The organism is Microbacterium gilvum, from assembly GCF_039543865.1.
In the GTDB taxonomy this organism is placed as follows: domain Bacteria; phylum Actinomycetota; class Actinomycetes; order Actinomycetales; family Microbacteriaceae; genus Microbacterium; species Microbacterium gilvum.
In genome coordinates this window covers 22,347-40,280 of the sequence record NZ_BAABKO010000007.1, presented here as the reverse complement: position 1 = coordinate 40,280, position 17,934 = coordinate 22,347, and the positions used below count along the sequence as shown (strand labels likewise).

Genomic DNA, 17,934 nt, shown 5'->3' with positions numbered 1-17,934 from the left:
CTGTGTCCTCTTCCGTCTCAGGCGTTCGCCAGCTCGGCGGCCTTGTCGGCGCCCTCGTCCATGCCGGCGGCGAGCGTGACGAGCGGGTGGTTCGCGGCCTGGAGGATGGCGCGGCCCTCCTCCACCTGGTTTCCGTCGAGACGCACGACGAGGGGCTTCGTGGCGTGGTCGCCGAGGATCTCGAGCGCCTTGACGATGCCCTCCGCGACGGCGACGCACGACGTGATGCCGCCGAAGACGTTGACGAAGACACTCTTGACCTGCTCGTCGCCGAGGATGACGTCGAGGCCGTTGGCCATCACCTGCGCGTTCGCGCCGCCTCCGATGTCGAGGAAGTTGGCGGGCTTCACGCCGCCGTGGTTCTCGCCCGCGTAGGCGACGACGTCGAGCGTCGACATGACGAGGCCCGCGCCGTTGCCGATGATGCCGACCTGGCCGTCGAGCTTGACGTAGTTGAGACCCGACTCCTTGGCCTTCGCCTCGAGCGGGTCGGCCGCGCCCTTGTCCTCGAGCTCCTCGTGCTCGGGGTGGCGCACCTCGCTGGCGTTGTCGTCGAGCGACACCTTGCCGTCGAGCGCGACGATGTCGCCGGCGCCCGTGAGGACGAGCGGGTTGACCTCGACGAGGGTCGCGCCCTCGCCCGTGTACACGCCGTAGAGCTTGACGAAGACGTCGGCGACCTTCTCGACGAGGTCCTCGTCCCATCCGCCGGCCCGGGCGATCTCGATCGCCTTGTCCTTGTCGATGCCGGTCAGCGGGTTCACCTCGACGCGCGCGAGAGCCTCGGGCTTCTCGACGGCGAGCTGCTCGATCTCCATGCCGCCCTCGACGCTCGCGAGCGACAGGTAGGAACGGTTGGAGCGGTCGAGGAGGACCGAGAAGTAGAACTCGCGGGCGATGTCGGCGCCTTGCGCGACCATGACGCGCTGGACCACGTGGCCCTTGATGTCGAGGCCGAGGATGGCCTTGGCCGCCTCGTACGCCTCGTCGGGGGTCTTGGCGACCTTGACGCCGCCGGCCTTGCCGCGGCCGCCGGTCTTGACCTGGGCCTTGACCACCACGACGCCGCCGATCTTCTCGGCTGCCGCCTTCACCTCCTCGGGGGTGTCCGCGACGATGCCGGCGAGCACCGGCACCTCGTACTTCTCGAAAAGGTCTCGTGCCTGGTACTCGTACAGATCCACGTTGCATTCCTTCGATGGGGCCACGGGACAAGACGCGTGGAAACGTCTCGACGTCGAGATATCTCGACCGAGCCTCAAGCCTACTACCGCGCGGAGGCGCTCCCCTGCGCGCCCTCCCGGTCACCGGGCCCCGCAGACGCGAAGAGCGGCCCCGGTCTCCCGGGGCCGCTCGTCGAGGAAGCGGGTGCTACTTGGTCTTGAGGTGCATCGGCAGCGCCATCGCGAGGCACACGCACAGGATGCCCGCGACGAAGACCAGCGCCTGGAAGGCGGGCACCATGAACGCCACGCCGAAGAGCGCGATCCCGGCGAGGAAGAGAACCAAAGCGACGATGAACATCCCTGCTCCTTTTGAAGACTTCCTCCAGCTTAGGGGATGGCCGCGGCGGCGCCTGCCTACGATCGAGGCCATGGCAACGGAGCACCTCCCCGGCGAGCGGGTCTCGTCATACGACATCGCGCAGGTCCTCGACACCGACTACTACGGGGTCTTCGCGGATGTGGAGGGAGCGGATCGCGACGCATGGCGGCGCGCGCGGGAGGTCGGAGAGCGGCTCGCGCCGCGGATGGCCGCCGCATGGGACCGCGCCGAGTACCCCGTCGAGGTGCTCGGCGATCTCGGCGCCGCCGGCCTCCTCGCCGACGGCGTCGACCATCCGGATGTGCCCGCGATGTCGCCGCTCGCGGCGGGCCTCGTCAACATGGAGACCTCGCGGCACGACGGCTCGCTCGGCACCGTCCTCGCGGTGCAGGGCGGTCTCGCGCTGCGCACCCTCGCGCTGTTCGGGAGCGCCGCCCAGCAGGAGCGCTGGCTCGGGCCGCTGCTGCGCGGCGAGGTGCTGGGCGCCTTCGCGCTCACCGAGCCCGATCACGGCTCCGACTCGACGTCGCTCGAGACGACGGCGCGACGCGACGGCGACGGGTGGGTCCTCGACGGCGCGAAGAAGTGGATCGGCAACGGGGCGTCGGGCGGGATCACCTTCGTGTGGGCGCGTGTGGACGACGCCGGCGACGCCGACCACGGGGCCGTGCGGTGCTTCCTCGTGGAGCAGGAGACGCCGGGCTACACGGGCACGGTCATCGAGGGCAAGATCGCGCTGCGCGCCATCCACCAGGCCCACATCCGCCTGGACGACGTGCGGCTCCCGCTCGACGCCGTCCTCCCGGGAGCGCACTCGTTCCGCGACACGTCGCGCGTGCTGTTCGCGACGCGGTCGGGGGTGGCGTGGTCGGCGCTCGGGCACGCGACGGCGTGCTTCGAGGCGGCGCTCGCGTACAGCGGGCAGCGCGAGCAGTTCGGCCGTCCGCTCGCCCGCGCGCAGATGGTGCAGGAGCGGCTCGCGCAGATGCTCGCGCAGCTCACGTCGATGCAGCTGTACCTGCGGCGTCTCGCCGACCTCGAGGGGTCAGGGGCGATGCGCCCGACGCAGGCGTCGCTCGCGAAGTACCACTGCACGCGCACGGCGCGCGACATCGCGCGGACCGCGAGGGACATGCTCGGCGGGAACGGCATCCTCCTCGAGTACCGCGTCATGCAACACCTCGCCGACATCGAGGCCATCCACACGTACGAGGGCACCGAGAGCGTGCAGGCGCTCCTCATCGGCCGCGACCTGACCGGGGTCGGCGCCTTCGTCTGACGGGTCCCGCGCGACGCCCGTCTGGCAGGATGGCCCTATGGCGAGGCGGCGCGCGACGGTCATCGGCAGCGGTCCCAACGGGCTCGCGGCGGCGGTCGCCCTCGCCCGCGCCGACTTCGACGTCGTCGTCGTCGAGGCACACGAGGGCATCGGCGGCGGCGCGCGCACGGCGGAGCTGACGCTCCCCGGCTTCCGTCACGACGTCTGCTCCGCCGTGCATCCCGCGGCGTTCACGTCGCCGTTCTTCGCGGCGTTCGGGATGCGCGAGAAGATCGGCTGGATCGTGCCGGACGCGTCGTACGCGCAACCGCTCGACGGAGGTCGCGCGGCTGTCGCGTGGCGCGACATCCGGCGCACGGCCGACGCCCTCGGCCCCGATGCGCGCGCGTGGAAGGCCGTGCTGCGCCCGCTCGCACGGCGGATCGCCGGGGTGTCCGACTTCACGGGCAACCAGATGCTGAGGATCCCGAGGGATCCGATCGTCGCCGCACGATTCGGGCTGCGCGCGCTCGAGCTCGGCTCGGCGCTCGGGCGCCGGACGTTCCGCACGGAGGAGGCGCAGGCGCTCCTCACGGGCGTCATGGCGCACCTGACCACGGTCATCCCGTCGGTCGGGGCCGCGGCGGGCGGTCTGCTGCTGGCGGCGCAGGCGCACGCCGACGGGTGGGGGTTCCCCGTGGGCGGGGCTCAGGCCGTGCCCGACGCGCTCGCGGACGACCTGCGGGCGCACGGCGGCGTCATCGAGACGGGGCGCCGCATCGACGACCTCCGCGATCTCGACTGGGGCGATCCGGCGCGCGGCGACGTGCTCCTGCTCGACGCGCCGCCGCGGCTCGCGCTCACCCTGCCGGGCGTTCCCGAACGCTGGGCGCGGGCCATCCGGTCGTTCCGATACGGGCCGGGTGCCGCGAAGGTCGACTTCGCCCTGGACGGCCCCGTGCCGTGGGAGAACGAGGATGTCCGACGGACGCCGACGGTGCACGTCGGGGGCACGCGCCCCGAGATGGAGGCGAGCGAGCGCGCCGTCGCGGAGGGCCGCGTCTCGGAGCGCCCGTACGTGCTCACGGTGCAGCCGAGCGTGCTCGACCCGACCCGCGCGCCGAAGGGCAAGCATGTGCTGTGGAGCTACATCCACGTGCCGAACGGGTCGACGTTCGACGCGACGGAGACGATCACACGCCAGATCGAGCGGTTCGCGCCCGGCTTCCGCGACCGGGTCCTCGCGTCGCACTCGGCGACGGCGACGGACCTCGAGACGTACAACCCCTCCGCCGTGGGGGGCGACTTCGCGGGCGGCTCCGTCGCCGTCGACCAGCTGCTCGCGCGACCCGTGCTGAGCCCCGCACCCTGGCGCACGCCGGTGCGCGGCGTGTACCTCGCCTCGCAGTCGACGCCTCCCGGCCCTGGGGTGCACGGGATGGCGGGATGGTTCGCCGCGCGCCTCGCGATCGCGGACGCGACGGGCGAGCGAGCCGAGCTCGAGGACCTGTTCTGAGGACGCCGGGTAGGCTTGTCGGGCTATGACGACGCGCCTCGAACCCGGTACCGCAGCCCCCGACTTCACCCTCGCCGACCAGGACGGACGGAGCGTCTCGCTCGCCGACCTGCGCGGACGCCGGGTCGTGGTCTACTTCTATCCCGAGGCGCTCACGGTCGGCTGCGCGAAGCAGGCGTGCGACTTCCGCGACAGCCTGGGTTCGCTCGAGGGCGCCGGCTACACCGTGATCGGCGTCTCGCGCGACGAGCCGGAGAAGCTGCGCCGGTTCCGCGAGCGCGACGGCCTGATGTTCACACTGCTGAGCGACCCCGACCACGCCGTGCACGAGCTCTACGGCACCTGGGGCGAGAAGAACAGCTACGGACGCATCGTCGAGGGCGTCATCCGGTCGACGTTCGTGCTCGACGAGCAGGGCGTGATCGACAAGGCCCTCTACAACGTCAAGGCGACGGGCCACGTGGCTCGACTGCGCCGCGAGCTCGGCATCGACTGACGCGCGGGCGGCGGGACTTCGCCGGCCGGCCTGTGGGATCCGGCGCGGCGTGCCGCGAACCGGACCCGTGGTGCACGTGTCGCCGCCTGCGCACGACACGCGCACATCCGCCCCACCGGTCCGACAGACGGCCCGCCGCCGGAAGCCGCCGCCGGCATCCGCCGCCATGGCCGCGCAACGCAAATCGGAGTCGTGGTGCAGGTGATGCCTGCCGTGGCCGACACGCGCACACCACCCCCACCCATCCGAAAACAGGCCCGGCCGCCGAGGACACCCCGCCCGGTCACACCACCCGGTAGCGGTGCTCGGGCCGGCCTGCCGTGCCGTACTGAAGCGACACCTCGACCGCGCCGCGGGCGGCGAGCTCGGCGAGATGCCGCTGCGCTGTGGCGCGCGACACCCCTGCCCGCGCCGCGAGCTCGACGCTGGAGGCCTCCCCCTCCGCGAGCGCGTCGAGGAGGAGCTGCTGCGTCCCGGCCCGCGCGGGCGCAGGCGCGGCGCCGCCGTGGAGGACCCCGACCGCCCGGTCGATCGTCTCCTGCGTGACGCTCCCCGACGCCAGCAGATTGCGGTAGCGCAGATAGCGGTCGAGCCGATCCTGCAGCGCCCGCGGATCGAACGGCTTCACGAGGTAGTGCAGCGCCCCGGATGCGAGCGCACGCCGCACGGTCGGCACGTCGTCGGCCGCGCTCAGCACGAACCTGTCGATGCCCGCCTCCCGGCCGATCTCGATGCCGTCGCCGTCGGGCAGGTACACGTCCAGCAGCAGCAGGTCCGGGCGGAGATCGCGGATGGCGATGCGCGCGGACGCCGCGTCGCGCACGGGCGGCAGCGCCGTGAAGCCCGGGCGGGCGTCCACGAGGTCGCGGTGGATGCCGCTCACGCGGAAGTCGTCGTCGACGATGAGCACGCGGATGCCGGTCATGTCTCCCTCTCCCTCATCACACTCTCCCTCATCACGCCGGGAAGCCGCGCCGCGAACACCGCGCCGTGCTGGTCCCCCCTCGCCTCCGCCAACCAGAGCTCTCCCCCGCGCCGACGCGTGAAGCGCCGCGCCAGCGGCAGGCCGATCCCACGTCCGTGCACGCGCTCGGTCGCATCATCCTCCGCCTGACGCGCCCTCTCGAACACCGACTCCGGCTCGTCGACCCCGGGCCCCGAGTCGGTCACGGTGAGCGCGAGCTCGTCTCCCGCGTCGAGGAGCGACACCTCGACCCACCGCGGCACCTCTCCGGCGGACGCCGCCGTGACGGCGTTGTCCACGAGGTTGCCGAGCACGGCGGCGACATCCTCGGGCTCGGCCACGATCCCCACGACGAAGGTGTCCTCCCCCATCCGCAGGTCGACGCCCCGCTCGCGCGCCTCGATGCGCTTCGCTGCGAGGAACGAGCGCAGGAACGGCTCGTCGACCTCGATGCCCGCCTCCTCGGGGATGGCGCCGCGTGCGGAGAACTCCGCGAGCAGATCCTGGGCCTCGTCGACCCTGCCCGCCGCGATCATGCCGCGCACGGCATGCATGCGGTTGGCGAACTCGTGCCGCTGGGCGCGGAGCGCGTTGGTCGCCGCCCGCACGGCGTCGAGCCGCTCCGCGAGGGCGACGACGTCGGTGCGGTCGCGGAGGACGGCGACGACTCCGAGCGAGCGCGGACCGTGGTGCACCCGGCGCACCTCGACGTAGACCACGCGGTCGGCGAGCACGAGCTCGGCGTGCACGAGCGGCTCCCCGCCGAGCGCCTGCTCGAGAGCCGCGCGGAGCCGCGGCGGCAGCTCGAGCTCGTCGAGCCGGCGGCCGACGACCTCCGGCAGGCCCGCAGCGTCGTTCACGGCGCGCACGATGCCGTCGTCCGAGACGGCCAGCACGCCGTCGTGCACGCCCTCGAGGACGGCCGCCCTGCTCTGCAGCAGTCCGCCCAGCTCCTCCGGCTGGACCCCGCGCGTGAGGGATTCGAGACGGCGGCGGATGAGGAACGACACGAGCGCGGCGATGCCGAGCGCGACGAGCGCGATGACGACGAAGAGCCCGACGAGCAGCGGCGCGTCGGCGAAGACGCGCGAGGGCGCGATCCCGACGCTCACCTCGCCGACGACGGCATCGCCATCCGGCGAGACCACGGGCACCTTGGCCCGGACCGACTCCCCGAGCGTGCCGCGCTCCCACGCGACGACCTCCTCGCCCGCGATGACGCGCGCGAAGTCGGTGCTCACGCGCTCGCCGAGGAGCTCGGGGTCGGGGTGCGCGAGGCGCAGGCCGAGGTCGTTCGCGATGACGACGAACAGGGTGTCCGTGCGCGCGACGATCCCCGCCGCATACGCCTGCAGCGGGCCGTCCGCCAGCGCCTCGGCGTCGAGCGGCGCCTCGCCCACGGAGGCGGCGACATCCGCCCTGACCTGCGGATCGCTCGCGACCGTGCGCGCCACGGCGAGCGCCGTCGACTCCGCCTCGTCGCGCAGCTGCCCGATGCCGAGCACGGCGAACGCCGAGATGCACACGGCGATCACGACCGCGGCCGCCGCGACCTGCATCGCGAACACCCTCGTCGTGAACCGCATACGTCGAGTATCCCCGCCGTCGGCGTCGAGCAGAATGCGCACAACCCGCTCAACGCGCAGATGCCCGCACAATGCGCGCATCATCGGCGGGAGCGCTGCCGCACCGTAGCGTCGCCCGGGTACGCTCTCCCGCCGATCGCGACGACGCGGACCGGCTCGACGACAAGGACGTCACATGCTCGTGATCCTCGGATTCACCATGATCCTCGCGTTCATGGTGCTCATCATGACCAAGCGCCTCACGCCCATGGTGGCGCTCATCCTCGTGCCGACGATCTTCGGACTCTTCGCAGGTGCCGGCCTCGGCATCGGCGACATGGTCATCTCGGCCATCGGCGACATGGCTCCGACCGCCGCGCTGCTCATGTTCGCGATCATGTACTTCGGCATCATGATCGACGTCGGACTGTTCGACCCGCTCATCCGCTTCATCACACGCGCGCTCGGCGACGATCCCGCCAAGGTTGTGCTCGGCACCGCGCTGCTCGCGGGTGCCGTGTCCCTCGACGGCGACGGCTCCACGACGTTCATCATCACGACGTCGGCCATGCTCCCGCTCTACCTGCGCCTCGGGATGAGCCCCGTCGTGCTCACATGCGTCGCGGGTCTCATGAACGGCACGCTGAACATCGTGCCGTGGGGAGGGCCGACCGTCCGCGCGGCGACGGCGCTGGGCCTCCAGCCGACCGACGTGTTCGTCCCGATGATCCCCTCGCTGGCCGTCGGCCTCGTCGTCGCGCTGGGGCTGTCGTGGATGCTCGGCCTGTCGGAGCGGAAGCGCCTGGGCCGACTGAGCCTGACGGGCGCCGACGAACTGTGGGAGCAGGACGGCACGACGCGCCCCGGCCGTTTCGGGATGCGCGTCCCGAAGCTCCGCTCGGGTGTCGGCAACCCGGGCGCGCGCGCCACGCTCGGCACGACGAACGTCCTCACGGTGAAGGGCTCGGGGCTGCGCGCTCCGGCGCTCCTCGGAGAGGACGAGCGCGACACCGCCATGGCCGACACGATGCTGAGCCCCGACCGAGCCACGCTCCGCCCGAAGCTCATCTGGGCGAACCTCGTGCTCACGCTCGCGGTCATGGTGCTGCTCGTGCTCGACGTCATGCCGCTCGCCTTCGTCTTCATGATCGGCACGGGCGTCGCACTCGTCCTGAACTTCCCCAAGCTGAAGGAGCAGAGCGCCGAGATCGTCGCGCACGCGCCGAGCATCGTCGGCGTCGTGTCGATGGTCCTCGCGGCGGGCGTCCTCGTCGGAGTGCTGGACGGCACGGGCATGGTCACGGCGATGGCCGACTGGGTCGTCGACATCGTGCCTCCCGCGCTCGGCCCGTTCTTCGCCGTCATCACCGGTCTGCTGTCGATCCCCATGACGTTCTTCATGTCGAACGACGCCTTCTACTACGGCATCCTGCCGATCCTCGCCGAGAGCGCGTCGACCTACGGCATCTCGGCCGCCGAGATGGCGCGCGCGTCGATCATCGGGCAGCCCGTGCACCTGCAGAGCCCGCTCGTCCCGGCCATCCTGCTGCTCGTCTCGCTCGCGAACGTCAACCTCGGCGACCACCACAAGAAGGTGCTGTGGCGCGCGACGGTCGTGTCTCTCGTCATGCTCGGCGTCGGCATCCTCGTCGGGTCCGTTCCACTCGGCTGAGCCCGCCGTGGCTGAGGCCCGCCCGCGTCATGCGGGCGGGCCTCACGCGTTCCCCGGGCAGTGCGCACCGCCCTCTTGCTTCTCGTCGCCAGCGTGCTACGGTCGTGAAACCGCTTTCTACTAAAACGTTCCATCCCCTCGACGACGAGGAGAGGCCCGTGCAGAGCAGCACGACGCACCACAGCACGACGCACAAGGCAGAGCGCCCGACGCCCACCGCCAGGCTGCACGACGTCGCCGACGCCGTGATGTTCCTCGGCCTCCTCAACGCGCTCGTCATCGGGGGCACGGTCGCCGGCGGCGTCCTCCTCGGATGGGCGCCCGCCGTCGACGCGGCGACCGCGCTCAGCCGCGCGCGCCTGCGCGGAGGCGGATCGTCCGGGCAGGTGCGATCGTTCGCCCGCATCTGGCGGGAGGAGTTCGCGTCCGCCAACGTCCGGCACGCGCCGGGAACGGCGGCCATCGTCGTCGCGGCCGCGGGCTTCGCCGCCGCCCCCGCCGCCTGGCCGGCGTGCGCTGCCCTCGCGACGGCGGGCATCGCGCACTCGACGCTCGTCGCGGCCATGGCGGCCCACTACGATCTGCGTCCGGCGCCGGCGATCGCGAAGGCCTGGGTCTTCCTGCTGCGGTTCCCGGGAGCCGCACTCGTGGTGCTGTGCGCGCTGGCCGGCGTCGCGGCGGTGACCTGGATCGTCCCCGGACTCCTTCCCGTCCTCTCGCTCGGCGCCGCCGTCCACCTCGTCACGGCGCTCGCGCTCTCGTTCTTCGCGGCCAACGACGCCGCGATCTCCCCCACACCTGCGGGCGACGATGCCCGCACGACCGAAAGGCGACCATCCTCATGAGCAGACGCTTCCTCTCCGTCGCGGCCCTCGCATCCGTCGGAGCGCTCGCGCTGACCTCCTGCTCGGCGGCCTCCGACGGCTCCGACAGCGGGTCGGCCGATCTCGACACCCTGTCGATCATGGCCCCGTACTTCTCCACGACGGCACCGGAAGACGACGACGCGGTCGGCGAGGCGCTCGCCGAGCTCACGGGCGTCGACCTCGACATGCGCTGGGTGCCGAACGCCGACTACGGCACGCAGACGAACGTCGTGCTCGCCGGCGACGACATCCCCGACGTCATGGTCATCCAGAACAAGGACCAGGGCTTCATCCAGACGGCGCAGGCCGGCGGCTTCTGGGACCTCACCGACCACCTCGCCTCGGGCGACTACCCCAACCTCGTCTCCGAGAACCCCGCTGTCCAGGAGGCCGCGAGCATCAACGGCACCGTCTACGGCGTCTACCGCGCGCGCGACGTCATCCGCCAGAGCGTCATCCTCCGCGCCGACTGGCTGGAGAACCTCGGACTCGACCTGCCGGAGACGACCGACGACCTCCGCGAGATCGCACGCGCGTTCACGGAGGACGACCCCGACGGCAACGGCCAGGACGACACGACCGGCCTCATCGAGATCAACTGGCCCTCGGTCGGCACGGGGAGCTTCTACGACGCCATCGACGTGTGGTTCGGGTCGGGCAACGTGTGGCGCGACGACGACGGCACCCTGACGCCCGCGTGGCTCACGGACGAGTGGCGGGAGTCGCTGGAGTACCAGAAGGAGTTCGTCGACAGCGGATGGGTCAACGCGGACTTCGCGACGAAGGAGGGCACCACCTGGAACCAGTCGTTCATGAACGGCGAGGGCGGCATCATCATCGACGTGCAGTCGCGTGCCGCCGAGATCGTGAATCTGCTGCGCGACACCGACCCCGAGGGCTTCGACTCGTACGTCGCGCTCGCCGGACAGCTCGAAGGTCCGGACGGGACGTACGCGCTCCCCACGGCGGGCTACTCGGGCTTCCTCGCGATCCCGAAGGCGCGCGTGCAGACGGAGGAGCAGCTGAAGGCGGTCCTCGAGGTGCTCGACGCGCTGAACACCGAAGACGGCCAGCGCCTCCTCAACAACGGCATCGAGGGCGAGAACTACGTCGAGGAGGACGGGTTCGCCGTCTACGACGACGCCCAGGCCGAGCAGACGGCGCTCGTGACGGGCGCCTGGGCGCAGCTCGGGATGGCCGTCGGCGGCTACGAGGGGCTCACGGCGAAGCCGGCCACCGACTACGACGCCGAGCTCGCGCAGCGTCGCCTCGACCTCCAGGCGGAGGACGTCGAGAACGCCGTGTACAACCCCGCGGCCGGGCTCCTCTCGGAGACGTACGTCACGAGCCAGACCCAGCTCGACCAGATCATCGCGGACGCCCGCGTGCAGTACCTCGCCGGCGAGCTCGACGATGCGGGGCTCGAGGCCGCACTCGAGCGCTGGCGCGCGAGCGGCGGCGACCAGGTGACGGCCGAGCTGCAGGAGCTCTACGACGCCCAGTGAGCGAGAGCGGGGCGGCTCCGGCCGCCCCGCTCGCCCGTGAAGGAGACCCCGTGATCGCCACCACCACCGTGCGGGTGCAGGCCGTGCGCTCGACCCCCCGCTCCGACCGTCCGCCGCTGTCGCCAGGGCCGCGCCGCGCATCGCGCGCGTGGCGCCGCAATGCGCCGCTTCTCGTGCTCCTCATCCCGGGGCTGGCGTACTTCCTCATATTCCGCATCTGGCCGATGTGGGGCGCGCAGATCGCGTTCCGCGACTACGTCCCCTTCCTCGGCATCGAGGGCAGCCCGTGGGTCGGATGGAAGCACTTCGAGCTCTTCTTCTCCAACCCCGACTTCCCGCGCCTGCTCGTCAACACACTCGTCATCGCGGGGCTGAGCCTGTTCGTGGCGTTCCCGCTCACGATCGTCGTCGCCATCCTGCTCAACGAGCTGCGGCTCACCGTGCTCAAGCGCACCGTCCAGACGCTCATCTACATCCCCCACTTCCTCTCCTGGACGGTCGTCGTCTCCCTCACGGCGCTGCTCTTCTCGCTCGGTACGGGACCGCTCGCCGCGCTGCTCGACGGCGTCCTCGGAGAGACGACGAACTACCTCGCGAGTCCGTTCTGGTTCCGGCCGCTCATCCTCCTGCAGGAGGTGTGGAAGAACACCGGATGGGGGACGATCATCTTCCTCGCGGCGCTGGCGAGCGTCGACCAGGAGCAGTACGAGGCCGCCATCATCGACGGAGCCGGCCGCTGGCAGCGCGTGCGCCACATCACGCTCCCGTCGATCTCGAGCACGATCATCGTCATGCTCATCCTCCAGAGCGGGCAGATCCTCAACACCGGCTTCGAGCAGATCTACCTCATGTCGAACGCCCTCAACCGGTCGGTCGCCGACGTGTTCGACACCTACGTGTACTTCACGGGCATCGAGCAGGGCGCCTACTCCTACTCCACCGCCGTCGGCCTCGCCAAGGCCATCGTCGGCGTCATCCTCGTCTTCGGCACCAACTGGCTCGCCAAGCGCTTCAACCAGACAGGGATCTTCTGATGGGCCGCGAACGCTACCGCTTCAACACCCCCGCGGGGCGCGTCTTCGACGTCGTCAACGTGGTCGCGCTCACGCTCGTGGGCGTCATCGCGATCGTCCCGTTCCTCTACGTGCTCGCCGCGTCGTTCGCGACGGAAGGCGAGATCGCCTCGACGCCGTTCTTCCTGTGGCCGTCCGAGTGGCAGTTCGACGCCTACGCGTCGATCTTGACATCGCGGTCGTTCGTCCGCGCCTTCGTCACGACCGTCGCGGTGACGGCGCTCGGCACGCTCGTCCAGCTCGCGCTGACGGCGCTCATGGCCTATCCGCTGTCGAAGACGACCCTGCCGGGTCGGCGCCTCATCCTCAGCATCGTCGTCTTCACGATGGTGTTCAGCGCCGGCATGATCCCGACATTCCTCGTGGTGAAGGAGCTCGGCCTCCTCAACACGTACTGGGCGCTCGTGCTGCCCGCGGCGATCAACCCGTTCAGCCTCATCATCATCAAGAACTTCTTCCAGGAGCTGCCGGCGTCGCTGCAGGAGTCGGCGCGCATCGACGGCGCGAGCGAACTGCGCATCCTCTGGAGCGTCATGCTGCCACTGTCGAAGCCCGTCCTCGCGACCTTCGGGCTGTTCTACGCGGTCGGCATCTGGAACGACTACATGTCGCCGCTGCTCTACCTCGGCGACCAGAGCCTGTGGACGCTGCAGATGGTGCTCCGTCAGGTGACGGCCGCCGCCGACCTCACGGCGGATCAGATCGGGGCGGACGTGCCACCGCCGTCTCAGGGGATCAAGTTCGCGGTCGTCGTGGTCTCGACCATCCCCGTGCTCCTCGCCTACCCGTTCCTCCAGAGGCACTTCGCCAAGGGCATGCTCATCGGGAGCGTGAAGGGATGAGCCTCATCACGCCGGCGCTCGCCGCCGAGTTCGCCGCGCCCCCGGCTGAGGATCGCGTCATGATGCGGTGGTGGTGGTTCGGCGTCGGCGCCGACGAGGCCGACCTCACGCGCGAGCTGGAGTCGATGCGGTCGGCCGGGATCGGCGGCGTGGAAGCGGCCTTCCTCTATCCGCTCGATCCCGATCCCCGTCAGCCGGCATTCCTGTCGACGCGGTTCCGCGAGCTGCTGCGACATGCCGCCGACGAGGCGCACCGGCTGGGCCTCCGGTTCGACCTCACGCTCGGAAGCGGATGGTCCTACGGCGGCGCGCACATCCCTTCCGCCCTCGCGGCGAAGCGGGTGCGGTTCGCGCAGCGTGCGACGGGGCCGCACGGCGGCGATCTGCCCGTGCACGGCGACTGGCCGGAGGATCGGGTCGTCGCCGCCTACGTCGGCGAGGGACAGCCAGGCGACAGGCGCGGTGGATGGTCGCCCCTCGAGATCGTGGACGACACCGTGCACGTGCCGGCGGGGCGCGGGCCGCGGACGCTGCTGCTCGCAATCGCGGGCCCCACCGGGCAGCAGGTCAAGCGCGCGGGGCTCGGCGCGGAGGGACCCGTGCTCGACCACTACTCGGCTGAGGCCACGCGGCACCATCTCGCGTCGGTGGGCGACGCGCTGCTCGACGCGGCCGGCGGACCCGGACGCGTGCACGCCGTCTTCTGCGACAGCCTGGAGGTGTACGACGCCGACTGGACCGACGACATCCTCGCAGAGTTCGCCCGGCGGCGAGGATACGACGCGCTGCCGCTGCTGCCCGCGCTGCATGTGCACGCCGACCCGGTGTTCCGCGCCGACTGGCACCGCACGCTCGGCGAGCTCGCAGAGGAGCGGTTCCTCGGCGAGCTCGCCGACTGGGCGCGAGAGCGCGGCGTGCGGCTTCGCGTGCAGAACTACGGCGAGCCGCCCACGACGGCGAGCGCCTTCCGCCACGCCGACCTCATCGAGGGCGAGGGATGGGGCTGGCGCGGGATCCCGCAGACGAAGTGGGCGTCGTCGGCGGCGCACCACCTCGGTGTCGACGTCGTGTCGTCCGAGACCTGGACGTGGGTGAACTCGCCGTCGTTCCGTGCCGTGCCGCTCGATCTCAAGGGCGAGGCCCACGAGCATGCGCTGTCGGGAGTGACGCGCTTTGTCGGACACGGGTGGCCCTCCTCCCCTCGCGTCGCCGCCGCGCCCGGCTGGGCGATGTACGCCTCGGGCGCTCTCTCCGACCGGAACGCGTGGTGGCCGGTCGCGCCAGAGCTGTTCGCCTACCTGCAGCGCCTCTCCACCCTGATGCGACGCGGCGAGCACATCGCAGACGTCGGCGTCTGGCTGCCGTACGACGGCGCGCGCGCCTCGTTCGCACACGGCGGCGAACGCAACCTGTGGCGTCGGTGCGCCGAGCGCGTCCCGATCGCGGTGACGACGGCCATCCGCGCGGCGGGGTACGACTTCGACGTCGTCGACGCGGGGATGCCCGCCATCGCGCGCCGCCATCGCGTGGTCGTCGTCACCGAGCGGCCGGGCCCGGACGACGCGGCGGCGCTCTCGGCGGTCGCCGCCGCCGGCGTCGCGATCGTCGCCGTCGACGCCGACCTCGGCGTCGCCGGCGCACGGCGCACATCGATCGACGACCTGGGCGGGTGCCTCGCGGCGATCGTCGCGCCCGACGCGCCCGTCGACCGCGCGGAGACGGTGGGCGTCGTGCACCGGCGGCTCGACGACGGCGATCTCTACCTCGTCGCCAACACCTCGGCCTCCGAGGAGCGGGTGGAGCTGCACCCCCGTACCCCCTTCACGCGTTGGGAGCGCTGGGATGCGCACGACGGCTCGGTGGCGGAGGGCGCCGGGTCCATCCGCCTGGTGCTCGCCCCGTACGAGGCCGCTCTCGTCGTGACGGGCGACGGAGAGCCCGGCGCGCATGAGCCGGCGGACGCCGCCGGGGAACGCCGCTCCCTCCGCCTGGAGGAGTGGGACGTCGTCGCGCCAGACGGGAGCACGCGGCGGGTGCCGCTGCCGCACCGCTGGGAGGAGGACGAGACCGGCACCGTGGTCTACCGCGCGCGCGTCTCGCTCGACCGCGCCGCGCGAGCCGAGCTCGGCTTCGACCTCGCCGGATGGCCCGTTCCCGCTCGCACGGCCACGCAGCCGCAGTCGTTCCAGGCGCACGCGGCGATGCCGGTGGGGGCTGTCGCGCGAGTGCGCGTCGACGGCCAGGACGTCGGAGCGATCTGGGATGCTCCCTGGCGCCTCGCCCTCGACCTGCCGGCGGGCGCGTCGACGATCGACCTTGCCGTGAGCAGCGCGTCGGTGGCCGAGCTGCGCGATCCGGCATGGCGACGGATCTTCGCCGACGCCGAGCGGGTGCACGGGGTGCGGTTCACCATGCAGGACATCGACGTCTCGGACGAGGCGCACCCCGCCGGCCTGTTCGCGACCCCGGTGCTCGTCATCGGCTGACACCTCGCCGAGCCCGCGTTCGGCGCCCCGAAATGCTGTCAATCGCGCTCTCGGCTTGGTGGCGGCCCGACGCGTCGGCCAGGCTGGAGCGAGCGGAGGGAAAGCGTTGCCCTTCGGTGCGCGACGAGGTGCCGGCCCTCGTCCGTCGGCCGAGGAGGAGAGCCCGCATGACCCCCTGGACCCTGATCCCGCTCGCGATCGGGGTGTCGGCCGACGCATTCGCCGTCGCCCTCGGCAAGGGGCTGCAGCTGCGCTCGCGCGTGCTCGTGGGCGCGCTCGTCATCGCCACGGCGTTCGGGGTCGCGCAGGCGGTCATGCCGCTCATCGGATGGCTGCTCGGCAGCGCCTTCGCGGAGGCCATCGCCCCCTTCGACCACTGGATCGCCTTCGCCCTGCTGGGGTTCATCGGCGGCAAGATGCTGTGGGAGGCGTTCCAGCCCGATGATGCCGAGGGCGAGGCACCCGCGCGCCTCTCGAAGCGCGAGGTCGCGGTGCTCGCGATCGCGACGAGCATCGACGCCCTCGCCGTGGGGCTGTCGTTCGCGTTCCTCGACGTCGCGGTGTGGTCGGCCGTGCTCGCGATCGGCGTCATCACCTTCGCGCTGTCGTTCGTCGCGGTACTCGTCGGGCATCGCATCGGCACCCGCTGGCGCCGTCCGGCCGAGATCGTCGGCGGCGTCGTGCTCATCGGGATCGGCGTGCAGATCCTCTTCGAGCACCTGCTCGCGTAGGGCTCAGACGGCGCGCACCGACATGAGGCCCCAGCCCTCCGGGACCTTCGCCTCGAGGGCGGCCATGTCGTCGGCCTCGATCTCCGCGATCTCGGTGCTCCGGTACCGGCCGGCGGCGGTGATCGACGTCGACCGCTTCGCCATCGACACGGTTGCGTCGGTCAGGATGTACCCCTCCGGCACCTGCGCCTCGAGCGCCGTGCGCACATCCTCCTGCGTCTGCGCCTCCGCGCCGATCTCCCCGACGTCGTTCCGCCTGATCACACCCACGAGCACCTGACCAGCCTACGTCGCCGAACGATGCGGGATAGTCTCGGCGGATGGACTGGACGCTGCGCCCCGCACTCGCCTCCGACGTCGGATGGATCGCGGAGCTCCGCGCAGACGTTCTGCGCGAGGACCTCGCGCGCCTCGGGCGGTACGACCCGGTGCGCGTGCGCGAGCGGTTCCGCTCCGGATTCTCGCCGGCGCTCACCCGCGTCATCGTCGTCGACGGCGAGGACGCCGGATCGATCGCGGTCCGAACCGCGGACGACGGGATCTGGATCGAGCACTTCTACCTCGCGCCGCACCTGCAGGGCCGCGGCATCGGGACGGGCGTCCTCGCGCATGTGCTCTCGGCGGGCGGAGTCCACCGCCTCAACGTTCTGCAGGGCAGCCCCGCCCGCCGGCTGTACGAGCGGCACGGCTTCGCCCTCGACAGCGAAGACGAGGTCGACGTCTTCCTCGTGAGGCGCTGAGTCCCCTCAGCCGCACTCGATGCCGTGGAGGGATCGGACGATCCGCTCCGCCGCATCGCCGTCGCCTGCGGCGATCGCCTCGCGGAGGGCGCTGTAGAGCTCGAGCTGCTCGGCCGCCTCGCTCGCATCCGGCACGAAGTGCTGCAGGTTGCGTTCGAGCGCGAGCTCCATCTCCGCCAGGTGCGCGTGGTGCAGGCGGTTGCCTGACAGGGCCGACAGGGCCGAGAACAGCTCCCGCCGACGCCGCGACGCCGCGGCCGGCTCGTCGAGTGCGTCGACGATCGCGTCGACCATCCGGATGGCCAGCGCCCGCTGGTCGGGATCGAGCCTCGGGACGGCCATGTGGGCGACGATGCCGGCCTGGTAGCCGGCATGCTCGCGTGACGCACGGACGTCCTCCTCCGTCACCGCGGTGACGCGTGTCGAGCGGCTCGGAAGCATCTCGACCATCCCGATGCGCTCCAGGCGCTGCAGCGCCTCCCGAACGGGCATCCGCGACACGTGGAGCTCGGCCGCGAGCTCGAGGTCGCGCACGCGCTGCCCCGGCGGCAGCGTCCCGTCGATGATCGCCTCGCCCAGCCTGCGGAACACCTGCTCCCCCAGCAGCTGCTTCTGCACCGAGATCTCGTCGAAACCGGTGATCCCCATGATCGCCCCCAGCCGTCCGACGTCGAT

The 17,934-nt window shown here is 71.6% G+C and carries 17 protein-coding genes; 11 read left to right on the top strand and 6 right to left on the bottom strand.

From position 1 onward, the window contains the following. Positions 1–17 precede the first annotated feature (17 nt). Positions 18–1,184 (bottom strand): ADP-forming succinate--CoA ligase subunit beta, encoded by a 1,167-nt coding sequence (gene sucC, locus ABD998_RS16500; protein WP_345441701.1) that lies wholly within the window; start codon positions 1,182–1,184, stop codon positions 18–20. Positions 1,185–1,371: 187 nt separating this feature from the next. Continuing rightward, positions 1,372–1,524 carry a hypothetical protein gene (locus tag ABD998_RS16495; RefSeq protein ID WP_345441698.1) on the bottom strand — a complete coding sequence of 51 codons (153 nt, stop codon included), beginning with the start codon at positions 1,522–1,524 and terminating at the stop codon, positions 1,372–1,374. A 70-nt stretch (positions 1,525–1,594) separates the two neighbouring features. Between ABD998_RS16495 and ABD998_RS16490 the strand changes: the two genes are divergently transcribed. The 3 genes from ABD998_RS16490 to bcp are packed head-to-tail and all read left to right on the top strand — an operon-like array spanning position 1,595 to position 4,815. Next, entirely contained in the window at positions 1,595–2,824 is a 1,230-nt protein-coding gene (locus ABD998_RS16490) for an acyl-CoA dehydrogenase family protein (protein ID WP_345441695.1), read from the top strand. Positions 2,825–2,861: 37 nt separating this feature from the next. After that, positions 2,862–4,319, top strand: a complete 1,458-nt coding sequence (locus ABD998_RS16485) for a phytoene desaturase family protein (RefSeq protein WP_345441692.1) — start codon at positions 2,862–2,864, stop codon at positions 4,317–4,319. Positions 4,320–4,344: 25 nt separating this feature from the next. Beyond that, positions 4,345–4,815, top strand: coding sequence for a thioredoxin-dependent thiol peroxidase (gene bcp, locus ABD998_RS16480; RefSeq protein ID WP_345441689.1), 471 nt, complete (start codon positions 4,345–4,347; stop codon positions 4,813–4,815). 283 nt (positions 4,816–5,098) lie between these two features. Here the strand turns inward: bcp and ABD998_RS16475 are convergent, their stop codons facing one another. Together ABD998_RS16475 and ABD998_RS16470 are read right to left on the bottom strand one after the other, a co-directional pair. After that, positions 5,099–5,740 carry a response regulator gene (locus tag ABD998_RS16475; protein ID WP_345441687.1) on the bottom strand — a complete coding sequence of 214 codons (642 nt, stop codon included), beginning with the start codon at positions 5,738–5,740 and terminating at the stop codon, positions 5,099–5,101. Next, the gene (locus ABD998_RS16470; protein WP_345441685.1) at positions 5,737–7,365 is read right to left on the bottom strand and encodes a sensor histidine kinase; all 1,629 of its coding nucleotides are present in this window, start codon (positions 7,363–7,365) and stop codon (positions 5,737–5,739) included. Before ABD998_RS16470 ends, ABD998_RS16475 begins: the two co-directional genes overlap by 4 nt. Positions 7,366–7,540: 175 nt before the next feature. Between ABD998_RS16470 and ABD998_RS16465 the strand changes: the two genes are divergently transcribed. From ABD998_RS16465 to ABD998_RS16435, 7 genes are all read left to right on the top strand, one after another. Beyond that, positions 7,541–9,016 (top strand): CitMHS family transporter, encoded by a 1,476-nt coding sequence (locus ABD998_RS16465; RefSeq protein ID WP_345441682.1) that lies wholly within the window; start codon positions 7,541–7,543, stop codon positions 9,014–9,016. Between the two features lie 158 nt (positions 9,017–9,174). Continuing rightward, positions 9,175–9,861, top strand: a complete 687-nt coding sequence (locus ABD998_RS16460; RefSeq protein WP_345441679.1) for a DUF624 domain-containing protein — start codon at positions 9,175–9,177, stop codon at positions 9,859–9,861. Continuing rightward, a complete protein-coding gene (locus tag ABD998_RS16455) occupies positions 9,858–11,387 on the top strand; it encodes an extracellular solute-binding protein (protein WP_345441676.1) in 1,530 nt (509 codons plus the stop codon). The genes ABD998_RS16460 and ABD998_RS16455 overlap by 4 nt, the downstream gene beginning before the upstream one ends. 50 nt (positions 11,388–11,437) lie before the next feature. Continuing rightward, positions 11,438–12,421, top strand: a complete 984-nt coding sequence (locus ABD998_RS16450; RefSeq protein WP_345441673.1) for an ABC transporter permease — start codon at positions 11,438–11,440, stop codon at positions 12,419–12,421. Continuing rightward, complete coding sequence (locus ABD998_RS16445; RefSeq protein ID WP_345441670.1) at positions 12,421–13,302, top strand: carbohydrate ABC transporter permease; 882 nt, start codon at positions 12,421–12,423, stop codon at positions 13,300–13,302. The genes ABD998_RS16450 and ABD998_RS16445 overlap by 1 nt, the downstream gene beginning before the upstream one ends. After that, positions 13,299–15,788, top strand: a complete 2,490-nt coding sequence (locus ABD998_RS16440) for a glycosyl hydrolase (RefSeq protein ID WP_345441667.1) — start codon at positions 13,299–13,301, stop codon at positions 15,786–15,788. Before ABD998_RS16445 ends, ABD998_RS16440 begins: the two co-directional genes overlap by 4 nt. A 167-nt stretch (positions 15,789–15,955) precedes the next feature. Then, positions 15,956–16,519: a manganese efflux pump MntP gene (locus ABD998_RS16435; RefSeq protein WP_345441664.1), complete on the top strand. Its 564-nt coding sequence runs from the start codon at positions 15,956–15,958 to the stop codon at positions 16,517–16,519. Positions 16,520–16,522: 3 nt separating this feature from the next. Here the strand turns inward: ABD998_RS16435 and ABD998_RS16430 are convergent, their stop codons facing one another. Next, positions 16,523–16,795 carry a hypothetical protein gene (locus ABD998_RS16430; RefSeq protein ID WP_345441661.1) on the bottom strand — a complete coding sequence of 91 codons (273 nt, stop codon included), beginning with the start codon at positions 16,793–16,795 and terminating at the stop codon, positions 16,523–16,525. Between the two features lie 44 nt (positions 16,796–16,839). Here ABD998_RS16430 and ABD998_RS16425 point away from each other — a divergent pair, with 44 nt between their 5' ends. After that, a complete protein-coding gene (locus ABD998_RS16425; RefSeq protein WP_345441658.1) occupies positions 16,840–17,259 on the top strand; it encodes a GNAT family N-acetyltransferase in 420 nt (139 codons plus the stop codon). Between the two features lie 6 nt (positions 17,260–17,265). On the opposite strand, the gene ABD998_RS16420 is transcribed toward ABD998_RS16425, so the two are convergent. Further along, on the bottom strand, positions 17,266–17,907 hold the full coding sequence (locus ABD998_RS16420) for a GntR family transcriptional regulator (protein ID WP_345441655.1): 642 nt from the start codon (positions 17,905–17,907) through the stop codon (positions 17,266–17,268). Positions 17,908–17,934 lie beyond the last annotated feature (27 nt).